Source organism: Streptomyces sp. NPDC051913 (assembly GCF_044593635.1).
In the GTDB taxonomy this organism is placed as follows: domain Bacteria; phylum Actinomycetota; class Actinomycetes; order Streptomycetales; family Streptomycetaceae; genus Streptomyces.
The window spans coordinates 20,964-37,044 of record NZ_JBIUCI010000003.1; the positions used below are offsets into that span (position 1 = coordinate 20,964).

Consider the following 16,081-nt stretch of genomic DNA (forward strand, 5'->3'; position numbering starts at 1 on the left):
CGCCCGCCCCTCAGTCGCTCTCCAGCACGAACGACGTCTGCACCTTCGCGAACCCGGGCGCGGCCAGCTCCACCAGATACGTCCCTGCCCCCGCCACCCCGGCCGGCGGCGTCGCGCACTGCGGCGCGCTCGGCTTGCGGTCCCACTTCACGGTGTACGTGATGCTGCTGCCGGCCGGCGCCCGGAACACCAGGCTCCCCGCGGTCTTCGGGCAGTCGGCGGACGACCAGTAGTCGTCGTCCTCCGCGGCCTGAGTGATCGTCAACACCGCGCTCTTCGGCCCGAGATCGACCTTGCAGTCGCCGCCCGAGGTGTTCTCCGCGGTCACCAGCAGGGTGGGCGTCTCACCGGGCTCGTACCCGTTGTGGAGGCTGCGTACGGTCAACTTCACCGCGCCCGGCGTGCAGTTGGGCAGGGTGGAGCCCGCAGGCACCGTGTCGTTCTGACCGACACCGCTGCCCGCACCGCTGCCGGCCGCCCCGCCCGTGTCGCCTGAACCGGAGCCGCCGGACGCGCCGGAACCCTCCGTTGACCCGGAGCCGTCACCGGACGCGTCGTCGGACCCCGATCCACCGGAGTCCCCGCCACCGCTCGACTCGTCGCGCCCGCCCGGGGCTTGGCTGATCGCCGGCCCGGAACTCGTCGGCCCAGGGGTGATGGAGGTCGCGGGATTCTTGCCGTTGGTCCCGTCGGCGCCGTTCTTGCCACCACCGCCGCCCGAGGTCACCACCCACGCGATCAGCAGCGCCAACAGGGCCAACACAGACAGCAGTACGGCCCTCCGACGCCAGTAGATGGTGGAGGGAAGCGGCCCGACCGGATTGCGCAGAGATCCCACGGCGCAAACTGTACGAGAGATCGGCGCCTGCGCTGCCCCTACCCGCCGCGGGAGATCACAACTTTTCCGGATCATCGTTCCGGACGCGGGTGTTCCACCCCCGCCTTTCCCCGGGTGCGGCTGAGCCTCAGGGGTGGCGGTGCCCCCGCGCCCCCTCCCCCGCATGGCAGGATCGGAAGGCCATGACTGCGCCCATCACCCAGCCCCCCGCCCCCTCCGAAGCCGAAGCCGCCGCCGAAGCCGAAGCAGCAGCCGGGCATGCGGCCCGAGCCGACGCCCCCGCCGACGCCCCTGCCGGAGAGCATCTGCACGCCCCCGTCATCGACTGGTTCGACGAGCACGCCCGTGATCTGCCCTGGCGGCGCCCCGAGGCCGGGCCGTGGGGGGTGATGGTCAGCGAGTTCATGCTTCAGCAGACGCCGGTCAGCCGCGTCCTGCCGGTCTACGAGCAGTGGGTGGCCCGCTGGCCGCGCCCCGCCGACCTCGCCCAGGAGGCGCCCGGCGAGGCCGTGCGCGCCTGGGGCCGGCTCGGGTATCCGCGGCGGGCGCTGCGTCTGCACGGCGCCGCCGTCGCGATAACGGAACGGCACGGCGGTGACGTACCCACCGACCACGCCCAGCTGCTCGCGCTGCCCGGCATCGGCGAGTACACGGCGGCGGCCGTCGCCTCCTTCGCCTACGGGCAGCGGCACGCGGTCCTCGACACCAACGTCCGGCGGGTCTTCGCGCGGGCCGTCACCGGAGTGCAGTACCCGCCGAACGCCACCACCGCGGCCGAACGCAAGCTGGCCCGCGCCCTGTTGCCGGCGGACGAGCCCACCGCGTCCCGCTGGGCCGCCGCGTCCATGGAGCTCGGCGCGCTGGTGTGCACCGCCAAGAACGAGTCCTGCCACCGCTGCCCGATCGCCGCGCAGTGCGCCTGGCGGCTGGCGGGCAAGCCCGAGCACGACGGTCCGCCGCGGCGCGGACAGACGTACGCCGGCACCGACCGCCAGGTGCGCGGCAAGCTGCTGGCCGTCCTGCGCGAGGCACACGCGCCCGTGCCGCAGGCCGCGCTCGACCGGGTCTGGCACGAGCCGGTGCAGCGCGCCCGGGCCCTGGACGGGCTCGTCGCGGACGGGCTCGTGGAGCCCCTGTCGGGCGGTTTGTATCGGCTGCCGTTGACGTAACGCCGCACAGACACCGCCCCAAATCCCCCCGAACCGGCGCTATTCGCTGCGCCGGTTTACCCCTTTCCTGCTTCCGTTACACAACCGACGGACAGCCGAGGGCTAGCCGCGCGCTGCTCCGCACAGCCCCGTGACAACCGCTCCGTAGCTTCATTGGCGTACCGCAGGACGGCGGCACACAGGCAATGAGGAACCGGCGGCAGGCAAGTCGGAAACGGGGATGGAGGCGGTCGATCATGGCGCAGGGAGAGGTGCTCGAGTTCGAGGAGTACGTCCGCACCCGGCAGGACGCGTTGCTGCGCAGCGCCCGTCGCCTGGTCCCGGACCCGATCGACGCGCAGGACCTGCTGCAGACGGCGCTGGCCCGGACGTACGGCCGCTGGGAGACCATCGAGGACAAGCGGCTCGCGGACGCCTATCTGCGCCGGGTCATGATCAACACCCGGACCGAGTGGTGGCGGGCCCGCAAGCTGGAGGAGGTGCCGACCGAGCAGCTCCCGGACGCCTCGGTCGACGACGCCACCGAGCAGCACGCGGACCGCGCCCTGCTGATGGACATCATGAAGGTGCTCGCCCCCAAGCAGCGTTCCGTGGTCGTCCTGCGACACTGGGAGCAGATGTCCACGGAGGAGACGGCCGCCGCCCTCGGCATGTCGGCCGGAACGGTCAAGAGCACGCTGCACCGGGCCCTCGCCCGGCTCCGTGAGGAGCTGGAGAGCCGCGATCTGGACGCACGCGCGCTGGAGCGTGAGGAGCGGGAGCGTTGCACGGCGGCCTGACCGACAGGGCTCGCGGCGCCGACGGGACATTCGGCGCCGACCCCGACCCCGTACCGGGGCGGGGCGCTTTCCAGGCGGCGATGACGGCGGTGGCCGTACTCGCCGCCCTCGCCCTTTTCGTCTCCGCCTGCGCCACCGGCGGCACCGGCACGCGCGACGAGGGCCCGGCCCATGTCGAGACCTCGGCCGGCTCGGAGATGGCGGCAGGCGCCGCACCCTCGGCGACGGCCTCGTACTCCGGCAATCTGACCAAGACCGAGGCCGCCCAGCTGCTCAAGGACGACCCCGCGGTCTCGGCCGAGGTCAAGAACGACCTCCAGCCCTGCACCGGCGACGACCCGCCCGTCGACGTGACCTCCGGGGACCTGACCGGCGGCACCGCGCGCGACGTCGTGGTCAACGTGCTGACCTGCGGCGACATCATCGGCATAGGGGCGTACGTGTATCGCCTCCAGGACGGCGCGTACGAGAATGTGTTCAAGGCCGAGGAGCCTCCGGTCTACGCGCAGATCGACCGGGGTGACCTGGTGGTGGACAAGCAGGTGTACGAGAAGGGCGACGCGGTGGCGGCACCCTCCGGCGAGTACGTGTTCATCTACCACTGGACGGCGGGCCGGTTCGTCAAGCGCTGGGACCAGTACAGCGAGTACGGCGAGACGTCCGACGGACCCTCCGAGGACACGCCGAGTCCGGTGCCGACGACCTGAATCTCGAAATCGCCCCGGATCCCGTGAACCGATCGGGCCCTCCGGAACGATCACCTTGCAAGACCGAAGCAGACGACCCGGACGACCAAGACCGAACCAGACGACCAAGGACAGAGAGCAGCGGGATGGCAGACCAGACTCACGTTCTGTTCGTCGAGGACGACGACGTCATCCGCGAGGCCACCCAGCTCGCCCTGGAGCGGGACGGCTTCGCGGTCACCGCGATGCCCGACGGCCTGTCGGGCCTGGAGGCGTTCCGGGCGAACCGGCCGGACATCGCCCTGCTGGACGTCATGGTCCCGGGCCTGGACGGCGTCAGCCTGTGCCGGCGCATCCGGGACGAGTCGACCGTGCCGGTGATCATGCTGTCGGCGCGCGCGGACTCCATCGACGTCGTGCTGGGCCTGGAGGCGGGCGCCGACGACTATGTGACCAAGCCGTTCGACGGCGCCGTGCTGGTCGCCCGGATCCGCGCGGTACTGCGCCGCTTCGGACACGCGGGCGGTGGTGACCGGGGTGAGGAGTCCGCGTCGGCGGCGGACGGCGGAGTGCTGACCTTCGGCGAGCTGGAGATCGACACCGAGGGCATGGAGGTGCGCCGGTCCGGCGAGCCGGTGGCGCTCACTCCGACCGAGATGCGCCTGCTGCTGGAGTTCTCCTCCGCGCCGGGCACGGTCCTGTCCCGTGACAAGCTCCTGGAGCGCGTGTGGGACTACGGGTGGGGCGGTGACACGCGCGTGGTGGACGTCCATGTGCAGCGACTGCGGACGAAGATCGGCCAGGACCGCATCGAGACGGTCCGTGGCTTCGGCTACAAGTTGAAGGCCTGAGCGGGGCGGACATGCGGGGGACATTTCAGCGCCTGGTTCCGGCGCGGCTGGAGCGTACGGGCATTCGTACGGGACTGCGGTGGAAACTCAGCGCCGCCATCGCGTTCGTCGGCGCACTCGTCGCGATCGCGCTGAGCCTGGTGGTGCACAACGCGGCCCGGGTCTCGATGCTGGACAACGCCCGCGATCTCGCGGACGAGCGCATCCAGATCGCCCAGCGCAACTACGACCAGTACAAACGACCGAACCCGTTCCCCAACGTCAAGATCAACGACTCCGCGCTGCCGGCGCAACTGCGGGAGAAGGTCGAGCACGGGCGCCGGGCCACGTATGTCACCGACCGGCCGGGCGGGGAGCCGGACATCTGGGCCGCCGTACCGGCCGCCGACGGGAACGTGCTCTCCCTGCACACCACGTTCACCGACCGCAGCACGGACATCCTCAAGGACCTCGACCAGGCCCTGGTCATCGGCTCCATCGCGGTCGTCCTCGGCGGCAGCGCCCTCGGTGTGCTCATCGGGGGTCGCCTGTCGAGCCGGCTGCGCAAGGCGGCGACCGCCGCGGGGCAGGTCGCGAGCGGCGAGACGGACGTCCGGGTGCGGGACGCCATCGGCGGTGTCGTACGGGACGAGACCGACGACCTGGCGAGCGCGGTCGACGCGATGACGGACGCGCTCCAGCAGCGCATCGAGGCCGAGCGCCGGGTCACCGCCGACATCGCGCACGAACTGCGCACCCCGGTCACCGGCCTGCTGACGGCGGCCGAGTTGCTGCCGCCCGGCCGGCCCACGGAGCTGGTCCTTGACCGGGCGAAGGCGATGCGCACCCTCGTCGAGGACGTGCTGGAGGTGGCCCGCCTGGACAGCGCGTCCGAGCGGGCGGAGCTGCAGGACATCCTGCTGGGCGAGTTCGTCAGCCGGCGGGTGACGGCAAAGGACCCGGAGATCGAGGTCCGCGTGGTGCACGAGTCGATGGTCACGACCGACCCGCGGCGCCTGGAGCGCGTCCTGTTCAACCTCCTCGCCAACGCCGCGCGGCACGGCAAGCCGCCGATCGAGGTCACGGTCGAGGGCCGCGTCATACGCGTCCGCGACCATGGCCCCGGCTTCCCCGAGGACCTCCTCGCCGAGGGCCCGAGCCGTTTCCGCACGGGCAGCGCTGACCGCGCGGGGCACGGCCACGGCCTCGGTCTGACCATCGCCGCAGGCCAGGCCCGGGTGCTGGGCGCCCGGCTCACCTTCCGCAACATCAGACCGGCGGGGGCGCCGGCGGGGGTGCGGGCGGAGGGTGCGGTGGCGGTGCTGTGGCTGCCGGAGCATGCGCCGACGAACACGGGGAGCTACCCGATGATGCCGTGACGTTCCGCGCGTCACTGCCGGGTGCCGTCGCCGGCACGCGTCACTGCCGGGTGCCGTCGCCGGCACGGAGGTTCGCCTCGATGCCGTACGGCATGCTGAAGGCCCCCGGGGCGGACACCGCCGGGGGCCTTCAGCTCATCCGCGCTTCCGCGCGCCTGCGTCACTGCCTACGTCTCTACTGCTCGACTGCCCTACTGCTCAGTCGCGCACCGACGGGTCAGACGGCCTCGACCATCTGCGTCGGAGCCGCAGGGGCCTCCGCGTCCGTCTTCGGTCCCGCTCCCTTCAGCGGCACCTCCTTGACGAACACGGCCGCCACCAGCGCGACCACCGCGACGACGGACCCGAGCAGGAACGCCGAGTGCGTGCCGGAGGAGACCGCGTGCTGGTACGCCTCGCGCAGCGCGTCCGGCAGCTTGGCCAGGCTCGCCGCGTCCAGCTGTGCGGACTGCTCGGTCATCTTGGACCCGGCCGCCCCGCCGCGTTCGGCCATGACGTCCTGGACCCGGTTGTTGAACAGGGCGCCCATGATGGCGACGCCGAACGACGACCCGAGCGTCCGGAAGAGCGTGGTGGACGACGAGGCGACGCCCATGTCCTTCATCTCGACGCTGTTCTGCGCGACCAGCATGGTGATCTGCATCAGACAGCCCATGCCGAGCCCGACGACGGCCATGAACACACCGGACGTGACGCGTGAGGTGCCGGTGTCCATCAGCGACAGCAGGTACAGGCCGACCACCATCAGCACACTGCCGAGGACGGGGAAGACGTAGTACCGCCCGCTGTTGGTGGTCACACGCCCCGCCACCATCGAGGTCACCAGCATGGCGCCGAGCATCGGCAGCAGCAGCAGACCGGAGTTGGTCGCGGAGGCGCCCTGGACGGACTGCTGGTACAGCGGCAGATAGAGCGTCGCGCCGAACATCACGAAGCCGGTGACGAAGCCGATGAGCGACATCAGCGTGAAGTTGCGGCTGCGGAAGATGTGCAGCGGCACGACCGGCTCGGCGGCCTTGGTCTGCCAGAACACGAACCCGATCAGCGAGGCCACGCCGATGCCGATGAGCTCCATGATCCGCGCGGACGTCCAGGCGTACTCGGTCCCGCCCCACGTGGTGACCAGCACGATCGAGGTGATGCCGACGGTCAGCAGCACGACACCGAGGTAGTCGATGCGCGCCTTGGCCCGCTTCTTCGGCAGGTGCAGTACGACGCTGATCGCGGCCAGCGCGACGACACCGAGCGGCAGGTTGATGTAGAAGGACCAGCGCCAGCCCCAGTTGTCGGTGATGGTGCCGCCGACCAGCGGTCCGCCGATCATCGCGAGCGCCATGACGCCGGCCATCATGCCCTGGTACTTGCCGCGCTCGCGCGGCGGAATGAGGTCACCGATGATCGCCATGACACCGACCATCAGACCACCGGCGCCGAGGCCCTGAACGGCCCGGAACCCGATGAGCTGCGGCATGTCCTGTGCCATGCCGCTGAGCGCGGAGCCGATCAGGAAGATCACGATCGACGACATGAAGGCGCCCTTGCGCCCGTACATGTCACCGAGCTTGCCCCACACGGGTGTGGAGGCCGCGGTCGCCAGCGTGTACGCCGTCACGACCCAGGCCAGATGTTCGAGTCCGCCCAGATCGCCGACGATCGTCGGCATCGCGGTGCCCACGATCATGTTGTCGAGCATCGCGAGCATCATCGTGATCATCAGGGCGAGCAGGACGACCCGCACGCTCCGGGGTTGCTTGTCTTCTACTTCTTCTTGCGTGTCCGTCGCGTCCGCCGTGTCCGCCATGCTTTCCACTCCCCCAGCTACTTACTTGCCGCCCGGCAAGTTGACTACACTGGGGAAAGTAGACCCCCAACTAGCCGGGCGTCAAGTAAGTTTTGGTCAAAGCCAAGGGCTTCACGAAGAATGGGCGGCACCATGGACGGCACCAGGCAGCGGCGCCGCGGGAACACCCGCCAGCGCATCCAGGACGTGGCCCTCGAACTCTTCGCCGAGCAGGGCTACGAGAAGACGTCACTGCGCGAGATCGCGGAGCGCCTGGAGGTCACGAAGGCGGCGCTGTACTACCACTTCAAGACCAAGGAAGAGATCCTGGCCAGCATCTTCGACGATCTGACCCAGCCGATCCTCGACCTGATCGAGTGGGGCAAGGCGCAGCCGCACACCCTGGAGACCAAGCAGGAGATCGTGCGGCGTTACAGCGACATCCTCGCCGACGCCGCCCCCCTGTTCCGCTTCATGCAGGAGAACCAGGGGACGGTACGGGAACTGCGGGTCGGCGAGGACTTCAAGGGGCGCATGCAGGGCCTGCGGGACATCATGATCGACCCGAGGGCGGACCTGGTCGACCAGGTCCGCTACGTCAGCGCGATCTTCACCCTGCACGCCGGGATGTTCTTCCTCCAGGACATCGACGGCGACCAGGAGGCCAAGCGCAAGGCGGTCCTTCAGGTGGCGTCGGAACTGGTGACCCAGGCCCACCACGGCTCCGAACAGGGTTAGCCCGCCGTCAGACGGTCACGCCCTTGGAGCGCAGGAAGGCGACCGGGTCGACGGCCGAGCCGTAGTTGGCGGTCGTACGGATCTCGAAGTGCAGGTGCGGCCCGCTGGAGTTGCCGGTGTTGCCGGACAGGGCGATGCGCTGGCCGGTCTTGACGACCTGGCCGACCTTGACGTCGATGCGCGAGAGATGGGCGTACTGCGAGTAGAGCCGGTTGCCGTGCTTGATGACGATGGCGTTGCCGTACGCGGAGCCGTCACCGGCGCCGTTGCCGCCGGCCTTGACGACGGTGCCGCCGTGCGCGGCGAAGACCTTGGTGCCGCTGGACACCGCGAAGTCCTGGCCGCTGTGGGTGGACTGCCACATGCTGCCGGCCTGCGCGAAGCTGGCGCTCAGCGTGTACTTCTTCACCGGGTCGATCCAGGAAGCCGAGCTCCCCGCCGCGGACGCGACCCCGGTCCCCAGCACGGCCGAGGCACCCAGACCGGCGGCCACCACGGCCACGCGGGTGCGGAGCGCGGACGTACGGGAAGAACGGGAAGAGTTGCGCGAGAACATCGGAACCTCATGGGGACGGGGACAGAAAAACCACCCGGCGCACAGGCATCCGCCGGATGGGGCATCCCTTGGTAACCCCGACCTCGCGGAACGCCCAAACCGCTGATCTACGACGGAAGCTAGTACTTCATCCGAAAACTTCCGCATCCTTGACAGAGCACGCACTAGGGACGAATCCACCCAGGAGTGCGCAATGCACTCAGAGGTTCCAGAGCAAATGTCCTTTTTGCCCACATCGGGCTTACTGCTATGCGGCTTAGTAACGGACAAATCGCCTGTGCGGCATGTCACCGGGTGCGGAGATCCAGGGACGCGGGGATGTGACGGGGGCTACGCTGCGGGGTCTCGACTCGGGGGAGGACGGGTGGAACTCAAGGCCGTCGCGACGGAGGAACTTGCTAAGCGGACCGCCGCCTCTGTCGGCCGCCTGGTCCATGAGACGTTGAAGTCACCTGGCGGTCCGCCGTTTCCGCCCGAGGAGCGAGCGCCGGTCACCACGGCCCTTCTGGTGCGACTGGTCCACCTGGCAGACGTCGACATGAATGCCCTGACGGCATTGCGCCCGGGCTATCGCGAAGTCGCCCGGCAACTACGCCGTGAAGCGACACACGATCCGAGCCTCTCCGCCGAGGCCGCGTCCTTCGTGGACCTCGTCACCGACTGGCTCTGCCTCCAGTTCACCGCCCTTCTCTCCCAACCCTCCGCCCTCGCGCCGCGCGACTGGTCGCAGCTCCTGGCCGAACTCATCGCCAAACTGGATGAACTGACCCAGGGAAGCGGCCTCCCGGACCTCCACGACACCAGATTCCACCGCGCCTACCTGGCCTACGTCGCCGCACGCCACAGCCAATTGACCATCTACGGCGTGGACCTGGTGAACTCCCCCTCCAAGTGGCCGCTGGAGGTGGCCTATCTGAGCCTTGAGGTCTCGACCCCGAAGACCTACTGGCGCCACGCGACGCACGAGTCGGCCGTGGACGTCGACGAGTTCCGGCCCCTCGCGGAACACGAGAAGAAACTCGTTCGCGACGCCCTCTCCCCCCTCCCCGCCGACCAGGTCCTCGCCCACCACGACCGCGTCCTCCTGCGCGGCGTCGCGGGCTCCGGCAAGACCACCCTCGTGCAGTGGCTGGCCGTCGCCGCCACCCGGGCCGCCGAGGACGGCGCGATGTCCCACCTCCACGGCCGCGTCCCCCTGGTCATGCCCCTGCGCACCCTCACCCGGCACGGCGAACCGCTCCCCGCCCCCGACGGCTTCCTCAGGGCCTCGGGCTGCCCGCTCGCCGAGGGGCAGCCGGAGGGCTGGACCGACCGGGTGCTGGCCCAGGGCCGCGGCCTCGTCCTGATCGACGGCATCGACGAGATCCCGGAGGCGGAACGCGACCGCGCCCGGACATGGCTGCGCGAACTGATCGCCGCCCACCCCGGCAACCGCTGGCTGGTGACGTCCCGCCCGAGCGCCGTCCAGGACGACTGGCTCGCCGCCGACGGCTTCACGGAACTCACCCTCTGTGCGATGAGCCCCGCGGCCGTCGCCACCTTCATCGCGCACTGGCACAAGGCGGCGGCGACCGGAAACACCGACGAGGACAGCCAACTCCACGCCTACGAACAGCAATTGCTCACCGCCATCCGCAGCAAGAACGATCTCGGCCGACTCGCCACCAACCCCCTGATGTGCGGCCTGATCTGCGCCCTGCACCGCGACCGGCGCGGCTATCTCCCGCAGGGCCGCAAGGAGTTGTACGAGGCGGCGCTGGCGATGCTGCTGACCCGCCGGGACCGCGAACGCGCCGTCCTCACGACGGGCGGCGTGGAACTCCAGCAGGAACCCCAGACCCAGCTCCTCCAGCGCCTCGCCTACTGGCTGATCCGCAACGGCCGTACGGAGATGGACCGCGAGCGCGCCGAGCAGATCGTCGCCGACATCCTGCCCGCCGTACCGTCCGCCGCGGCCCTCGGCGACGCCAAGGCCGTCTTCCGGCACCTCCTCGACCGCACCGGCCTGCTCCGCGAACCCGCCCCCGACGCCGTCGACTTCATCCACCGCACCTTCCAGGACTATCTGGGCGCGCGTGCGGCCGTGGAGATCTGGGACATCGGCCTGCTCGTCGAGCACGCGGTCGACGACCAGTGGGAGGACGTGATCCGCATGGCCGTGGCCCACGCACGGCCACGGGAACGGGCGGAGATCCTCCAGGGGCTGCTGGCAAAGGGGGACGCGTACGAGGAGGGGCGGGAACGGAGCCGGGTGTTCCTGCTGGCGGCCGCTTGTCTGGAGCATGCGACGGAGTTGGATCCGGGGGTGCGGAGGGCGGTGGAGGAGCGTGCGGCGACGCTGATCCCGCCGACCACGATGCGGGGCGCCGAAGCACTCGCGACGGTTGGTCCGCTGGTTCTGGAACTGCTGCCGGGGCCGGAGGGTCTCGATGACGCGACTGCCCTCGCCGTGGTGACGACCGCCGCGCGCGTGGCGTCCGAGACGGCGATCCCGTATCTGGCGCAGTTCGCGCAGCACCGGTCCTGGCAGGTGCGGAGCCGGCTCGCCGAGTGCTGGGAGTCGTTCGACGCCGAGCAGTACGCAAAGGAAGTCCTCGCTCACGTCCCGCCGGACAGGGTCGTCTTCCCGGTCACCACCTCCGAGCAGCTACGGGCACTGCGTTCCCTGGGCGGTCGCCCCAGGGTCTCCTTCCGGGGATCGCTGCCGGAGCGCGAAATGGCGAAGTACGTGGCCGAGACCCAGCCGACCGTGGTCAGCATCGGCAGGAACCCGGCCCTGACCGACCTCTCCCCGCTGGCAGAAGCCGCACGGCTGGTCGATCTGTCGCTCGGCAACTGCCCGCGCCTCGCTGACATCGGCGATCTCCCGGGACCCAATCTCCGGTGGCTCACCATCCAGCACCTCAGCCCGGACCTCGATCTGCGCCCCCTGGCCACCCTCGACCGACTCCAGCTGCTCGAACTCTCCCTGCCGGAGGTGGGCACCTGGTCCATGGCGATGCTTCCGGCCCGCGCACCACTGCACAGACTCGGGCTCGGCCTGAGAACGCCCGCATCCGAGGTCGGGCTGATCGGCCTGAGCCGTTTCCAAGGGCTCAGGAACCTGACGCTGAGCCCGGCCGCCGGACCCTCATCCGCCGCCGAGTGGTCGGAGCTGTGGAAGCTCCGCGAGCTGATGACGCTCCGGCTGTCCGCGGCCTCCCTGCCGCTGTGCCCATCAACCACCACATTTCCCAGGGTCACCCGTCTGACCCTCGACGTGAACGCGAACGAGCCGCCGAACCTCGCTTGGCTCCCCGCCCTCTTCCCCGCCCTGACCCACCTCGTCCTCGTCACCCCCTTCGCCACCCGGCCGCACTGGGATCTCACCCCGCTCAAGGACCTGCCCGCGCTCCAGCAGATCGCCCTGCCGCACAACGACGTCCGCGTCCGAGGCCGCGATCAGCTCCCGCCCCGCGTCCACATCAAGTAGTGCACGCCTCTTCCCACTTACCCCCCAGTAACCTTACGGTTCCCCTCGCGCCACCCACGCCAACCACCATGCCCCCGTCAACGGCAGCAGCACCGGACGTGAGAGGACCCCCCACCATGACGAACCGAGGCCCCTTGGTGCGCCGAATGACCGTCACCGCCGTCTCCACGGCGGCCCTCGTCGCACTCGCCGCGCCGACCGACGCCATCGCCGCCGAGGACGTCGATTACGCCACCTGGCAGCAGGACTGCCAGACCGTGGCGGACCAGGCACTGCCGTACCTCAAGCAGCGGATCGCCGCGACGAAGCCCGGTGAGAAGCAGGCGATCGTCTTCGACATCGACAACACCACCCTGGAGACGGACTTCGGCTTCAGCTACCCGTCGCCGGCCAACAAGCCCGTCCTGAGCGTCGCCAAGTACGCCCAGGAGCACGGCGTTTCCCTGTTCTTCGTGACCGCCCGCCCCGACATCATCGCCTCGGCGACCGACTACAACCTCAAGAAGGTCGGCTACCAGGTCAGCGGCCTCTACGTCCGCAACTTCATCGACCTCTTCAAGGACGTCGCCGCCTACAAGACGGCCAAGCGCGTCGACATCGAGAACAAGGGCTACACGATCATCGCAAACATCGGCAACAGCGCCACCGACCTCTCGGGCGGCCACGCCGAGAAGACGTACAAGCTGCCGGACTACGACGGCCAGCTCTCCTGACCCACCCTCCTGACCCGCCTGCTCAACTGCCGATATCCTCACCCCCGTTCACGCGATCACGGGGGTGAGGCGGATGGACCCGGCGGTCCTCGGCAGCAAGTTGGCATCCAGCCTGATGGCGTCCCTGGTGAGGAAACTCTTCGCACCGGACGCCCCGGGAGCGGGCCTGACCGACAAGCCCATACGCCTGTCCTCCCTCGTCTCCTTCCGCGGCGAGAAACGCGCTCTCGGCGAGAAGGAAGTCCGCGCGCTGTCCCGTCACATGGTCCGCGCGGCCACCGACTCGCCCGGTGAGCCGCCCTTCCCCGCCGACGAGGAAGCGGCCGTCGTCGAGGCCCTCACCGCCCGGCTGCTGGCCCTGGGCGACCTGGAGATGGACGACGTACAGGCGGTCGACCTCGGCCACTGGGAACTGGCGCGCGCCCTCGCCCGCGCGGCGCCCTCCCCCGCCGGCCTGTCCACCGACGCCGGCTACTTCCTCGACTCGGCGACCGAGTGGGCCTGCCTCCAGATCCTGGAGTTCTTCACCCGCAGGTCCACCTTTGTCACCCGCACCCTCGTCGAACAGTCCCGCAGACAGGCCGTGCTGATCGCGAAGACCGACGAGCTGCTGGCCCGCACTCTCCGCCCCGGCGCCGAGGACCGCACCTTCGAACGCCGCTATCTGAGCCATGTCGCCGAGCGCCACAACCACATCACCATCTACGGCATCGACCTGCGCGACTCCCCGGACCGCTGGCCGCTGGAGGTGGCCTATCTGAGCCTGGAGGCCACCGCGTCGGAGGACCGGGTGCGGGCGGAGGACCACGCGTCCGGCGGGCCGGTCACCGTCCAACTCCCGGCCGAGGAAGCCCTCTTCGCCCATGAGCGGGTCCTTCTGCGCGGCGACGCCGGCTCCGGCAAGACCACCCTGGTGCAGTGGCTGGCGGTGACGGCGGCCCGCGAGGGCCTCCACATCCCGTACGTCCTGCCGCTGCGCACCCTGATCCGCGCGGGTGAACTCCCCTCGCCGCACGGCTTCCTGAAGGCCGTGAGCTGTCCGTACACCCCGCCGGACGGCTGGACCGAGCGCGTCCTCGCGGCCGGCCGCGGCCTGGTCCTCGTCGACGGGCTGGACGAGATCCCCGCCGCCGACCGCAACCGCACCCGCGACTGGCTTCTCTCCCTCATCCACGCCTTCCCGGGCAACCGCTGGCTCCTCACCTCCCGCCCCACCGCGGTACGCCCCGACTGGCTGGCGAGCGAGGGCTTCCACGAACTCCTCCTGTCCCCGATGCGCCGCGCCGAGGTCGCCACCTTCGTCCACCGCTGGCACACGGCGGCCCAGGCCCCGGAGTACGAGGGCCCCCTCCTCGACTCCCTGCGCACCAAACGCGACCTGGCCCGCCTCGCCACCAACCCCCTGATGTGCGGCCTGATCTGCGCCCTGCACCGCGAGCGCCGGGGCTATCTCCCCACGGGCCGCAAGGAGCTGTACGACGCCGCCCTCACGATGCTCCTCGCCCGCCGGGACCGGGAGCGGGGCATGGAACCCCACCTCGCGGAGGAAGCGCAGCTGGAGCTCCTCCAACGCCTCGCCTACTCACTGGTGTTGAGCGGTCGAACGGAAATGGACATCGGCACGGCCGAAGGCATAGTGGAGCGGTGCCTCCCCTCGATCGCCTTGCTGGGCGACGCGGCGACGACCCTCCGGGCTCTCCTTCTGCGCAGCGGTGTTCTGCGCCAACCGGCCGACGGTGTCGTCGACTTCGTCCATCGCACGTTCCAGGACTACCTGGGCGCCCGCTACGCGGTGGCGGAGGGCCACCTGGACGTCCTGCTCAGCCACGCCGACGACAGCCAGTGGGAGGACGTGATCCGACTGGCGGTCGCCCACGCCCGCCCCCGCGAACGGGCCGTTCTGCTCCAGCAGTTGCTGGACCGGAAGGACCCCCGGCTGACTCTGCTGGCGCTGGCCTGCCTGGAACACGCGACGGCCTTGGACCTCACGGTGCGGACGGCGGTGGAGGCGCAGGCCGGCGCACTGATACCGCCGCGCACGAAGGAGGAGGCGAAGACGCTGGCGGAAGCCGGGCCACTGGTCCTGGAGCTGCTGCCGGGAGCGGAGGGGCTGACCGACGAACAGGCCCTGGGGGTCACGGTCACCGCGTCGATCCTCGCCTCGGAGGAGCCGGAGGGCGCTCTGGCGGTGCTGCGCCGGTTCCGTGAGCATCCGGACTTCGACGTACGCCGGCAACTCGCCGGAACCTGGCACCGGTTCGACGCCCAGGAGTACGCGGCCGTGGTCCTGGACCACCTGGAACGCCGGAACCTCTTCATCACCTGCACGTCGGACGAACAGCGTGCCGCCCTCGCCAGGATGCGGCCCTGGCACCGTCTGGCCTTCGAGGGCGCCCACTCCGCGCCGGAGATCCTCGCGGCCGTACCCGAGCCGACGGCCGTGGCGGCGCTCGACCTCTACGCCAATCCCCTCCTCAGCGACCTGGCGGAGCTGTCCCCGTTCAGCACCCTCAGCGGGTTGTTCCTGGAGGACTGCGCGACCCTGCACGGTGTCGACCGTCTGCCCGCGCTCATGAGCCTCGGCTTCAGCAACGTCGGCGATGTGACCGCGCTTTCCTCACTGACGTCCCTGCACAGCCTCTCCCTCTCCCAGGAACTTCCGGGCACCGCGCTCACCGACGCCCTGCCGGTCGACGCTCCCCTGGGGTTCCTCTTCCTGGGCAGGGGCAGCATCGACACCACGGGCCTGCGGGGGCTGCGGCACTGGCCCGGCCTGGACACCCTCAGCCTCGGCCCGCTGACCACCGAACTGTCCGTCGCCGACTGGCAAGAGGTCGCGGAGCTTCCCGAACTCACCCACCTCTATCTGAACGCCAGAATCATCCGGGACTTCCCCCACTCCATCGAGCTCATGCCCGAACTCCCCGGCGTCACCGTGCTGCGGATCCCCAACATGTACGGCGCCGAGGACCTGGCACCGCTGGTCCCGCGTCTGCCGGGGGTGCGCTCGGTCATCCTCCAGAACAACCCCGACCGGCCCTTCTCGGCCGCCGCCTACGCCGGTCTCTTCCCGGACATCGAGATCACCCTCGACCAGCGCTGAGCACAACGACGACAGGCGAAAGGGCCGGCACCCAAAGG

Annotated in this window: 12 protein-coding genes; 9 read left to right on the forward strand and 3 right to left on the reverse strand. The window is 70.1% G+C overall.

Annotation, left to right across the window (positions count from 1 at the left end; all coding sequences use genetic code 11):
* Positions 1-10: 10 nt before the first annotated feature.
* The gene (locus tag ACIHIX_RS09030; protein WP_399952038.1) at positions 11-838 is read right to left on the reverse strand and encodes a hypothetical protein; all 828 of its coding nucleotides are present in this window, start codon (positions 836-838) and stop codon (positions 11-13) included.
* Between the two features lie 182 nt (positions 839-1,020).
* Between ACIHIX_RS09030 and ACIHIX_RS09035 the strand changes: the two genes are divergently transcribed.
* The 5 genes from ACIHIX_RS09035 (at position 1,021) to cseC (ending at position 5,681) form a co-directional block, all read left to right on the forward strand.
* Positions 1,021-2,007, forward strand: coding sequence for an A/G-specific adenine glycosylase (locus tag ACIHIX_RS09035; protein WP_399952041.1), 987 nt, complete (start codon positions 1,021-1,023; stop codon positions 2,005-2,007).
* 236 nt (positions 2,008-2,243) lie between these two features.
* A complete protein-coding gene (locus tag ACIHIX_RS09040) occupies positions 2,244-2,786 on the forward strand; it encodes a SigE family RNA polymerase sigma factor (protein WP_399952043.1) in 543 nt (180 codons plus the stop codon).
* Positions 2,771-3,493: a hypothetical protein gene (locus ACIHIX_RS09045; RefSeq protein WP_399952047.1), complete on the forward strand. Its 723-nt coding sequence runs from the start codon at positions 2,771-2,773 to the stop codon at positions 3,491-3,493. The genes ACIHIX_RS09040 and ACIHIX_RS09045 overlap by 16 nt, the downstream gene beginning before the upstream one ends.
* 125 nt (positions 3,494-3,618) lie before the next feature.
* Positions 3,619-4,323, forward strand: a complete 705-nt coding sequence (cseB, locus tag ACIHIX_RS09050) for a two-component system response regulator CseB (RefSeq protein ID WP_329336337.1) — start codon at positions 3,619-3,621, stop codon at positions 4,321-4,323.
* Between the two features lie 11 nt (positions 4,324-4,334).
* Entirely contained in the window at positions 4,335-5,681 is a 1,347-nt protein-coding gene (gene cseC / locus ACIHIX_RS09055) for a two-component system sensor histidine kinase CseC (protein ID WP_399952051.1), read from the forward strand.
* A 217-nt stretch (positions 5,682-5,898) separates the two neighbouring features.
* Here cseC and ACIHIX_RS09060 read toward each other — a convergent pair whose 3' ends face one another.
* Entirely contained in the window at positions 5,899-7,482 is a 1,584-nt protein-coding gene (locus tag ACIHIX_RS09060; protein ID WP_399952054.1) for an MDR family MFS transporter, read from the reverse strand.
* A 120-nt stretch (positions 7,483-7,602) separates the two neighbouring features.
* Here ACIHIX_RS09060 and ACIHIX_RS09065 point away from each other — a divergent pair, with 120 nt between their 5' ends.
* The gene (locus ACIHIX_RS09065) at positions 7,603-8,199 is read left to right on the forward strand and encodes a TetR/AcrR family transcriptional regulator (RefSeq protein WP_399952057.1); all 597 of its coding nucleotides are present in this window, start codon (positions 7,603-7,605) and stop codon (positions 8,197-8,199) included.
* A gap of 7 nt (positions 8,200-8,206) precedes the next feature.
* On the opposite strand, the gene ACIHIX_RS09070 is transcribed toward ACIHIX_RS09065, so the two are convergent.
* Positions 8,207-8,755, reverse strand: a complete 549-nt coding sequence (locus ACIHIX_RS09070; protein ID WP_399952060.1) for a M23 family metallopeptidase — start codon at positions 8,753-8,755, stop codon at positions 8,207-8,209.
* 364 nt (positions 8,756-9,119) lie between these two features.
* On the opposite strand from ACIHIX_RS09070, the gene ACIHIX_RS09075 reads away from it, so the two are divergent.
* The 3 genes from ACIHIX_RS09075 to ACIHIX_RS09085 all read left to right on the forward strand — a co-directional run bounded on the left by ACIHIX_RS09075 (position 9,120) and on the right by ACIHIX_RS09085 (position 16,043).
* The gene (locus ACIHIX_RS09075) at positions 9,120-12,227 is read left to right on the forward strand and encodes an NACHT domain-containing protein (RefSeq protein ID WP_399952063.1); all 3,108 of its coding nucleotides are present in this window, start codon (positions 9,120-9,122) and stop codon (positions 12,225-12,227) included.
* Between the two features lie 116 nt (positions 12,228-12,343).
* Positions 12,344-12,940, forward strand: a complete 597-nt coding sequence (locus ACIHIX_RS09080) for an HAD family acid phosphatase (protein ID WP_399952066.1) — start codon at positions 12,344-12,346, stop codon at positions 12,938-12,940.
* A 73-nt stretch (positions 12,941-13,013) separates the two neighbouring features.
* The gene (locus tag ACIHIX_RS09085) at positions 13,014-16,043 is read left to right on the forward strand and encodes an NACHT domain-containing protein (protein WP_399952069.1); all 3,030 of its coding nucleotides are present in this window, start codon (positions 13,014-13,016) and stop codon (positions 16,041-16,043) included.
* Positions 16,044-16,081 lie beyond the last annotated feature (38 nt).

Bases quoted from the DNA above. Each gene is read 5' to 3' on its own strand.
- ACIHIX_RS09035 (WP_399952041.1), top strand. From the start codon at position 1,021: ATGACTGCGCCCATCACCCAGCCCCCCGCCCCCTCCGAAGCCGAAGCC.
- ACIHIX_RS09040 (WP_399952043.1), top strand. From the start codon at position 2,244: ATGGCGCAGGGAGAGGTGCTCGAGTTCGAGGAGTACGTCCGCACCCGG.
- cseB (WP_329336337.1), top strand. From the start codon at position 3,619: ATGGCAGACCAGACTCACGTTCTGTTCGTCGAGGACGACGACGTCATC.
- cseC (WP_399952051.1), top strand. From the start codon at position 4,335: ATGCGGGGGACATTTCAGCGCCTGGTTCCGGCGCGGCTGGAGCGTACG.
- ACIHIX_RS09060 (WP_399952054.1), bottom strand. From the start codon at position 7,482: ATGGCGGACACGGCGGACGCGACGGACACGCAAGAAGAAGTAGAAGAC.
- ACIHIX_RS09065 (WP_399952057.1), top strand. From the start codon at position 7,603: ATGGGCGGCACCATGGACGGCACCAGGCAGCGGCGCCGCGGGAACACC.
- ACIHIX_RS09070 (WP_399952060.1), bottom strand. From the start codon at position 8,755: ATGTTCTCGCGCAACTCTTCCCGTTCTTCCCGTACGTCCGCGCTCCGC.
- ACIHIX_RS09080 (WP_399952066.1), top strand. From the start codon at position 12,344: ATGACGAACCGAGGCCCCTTGGTGCGCCGAATGACCGTCACCGCCGTC.
- ACIHIX_RS09085 (WP_399952069.1), top strand. From the start codon at position 13,014: ATGGACCCGGCGGTCCTCGGCAGCAAGTTGGCATCCAGCCTGATGGCG.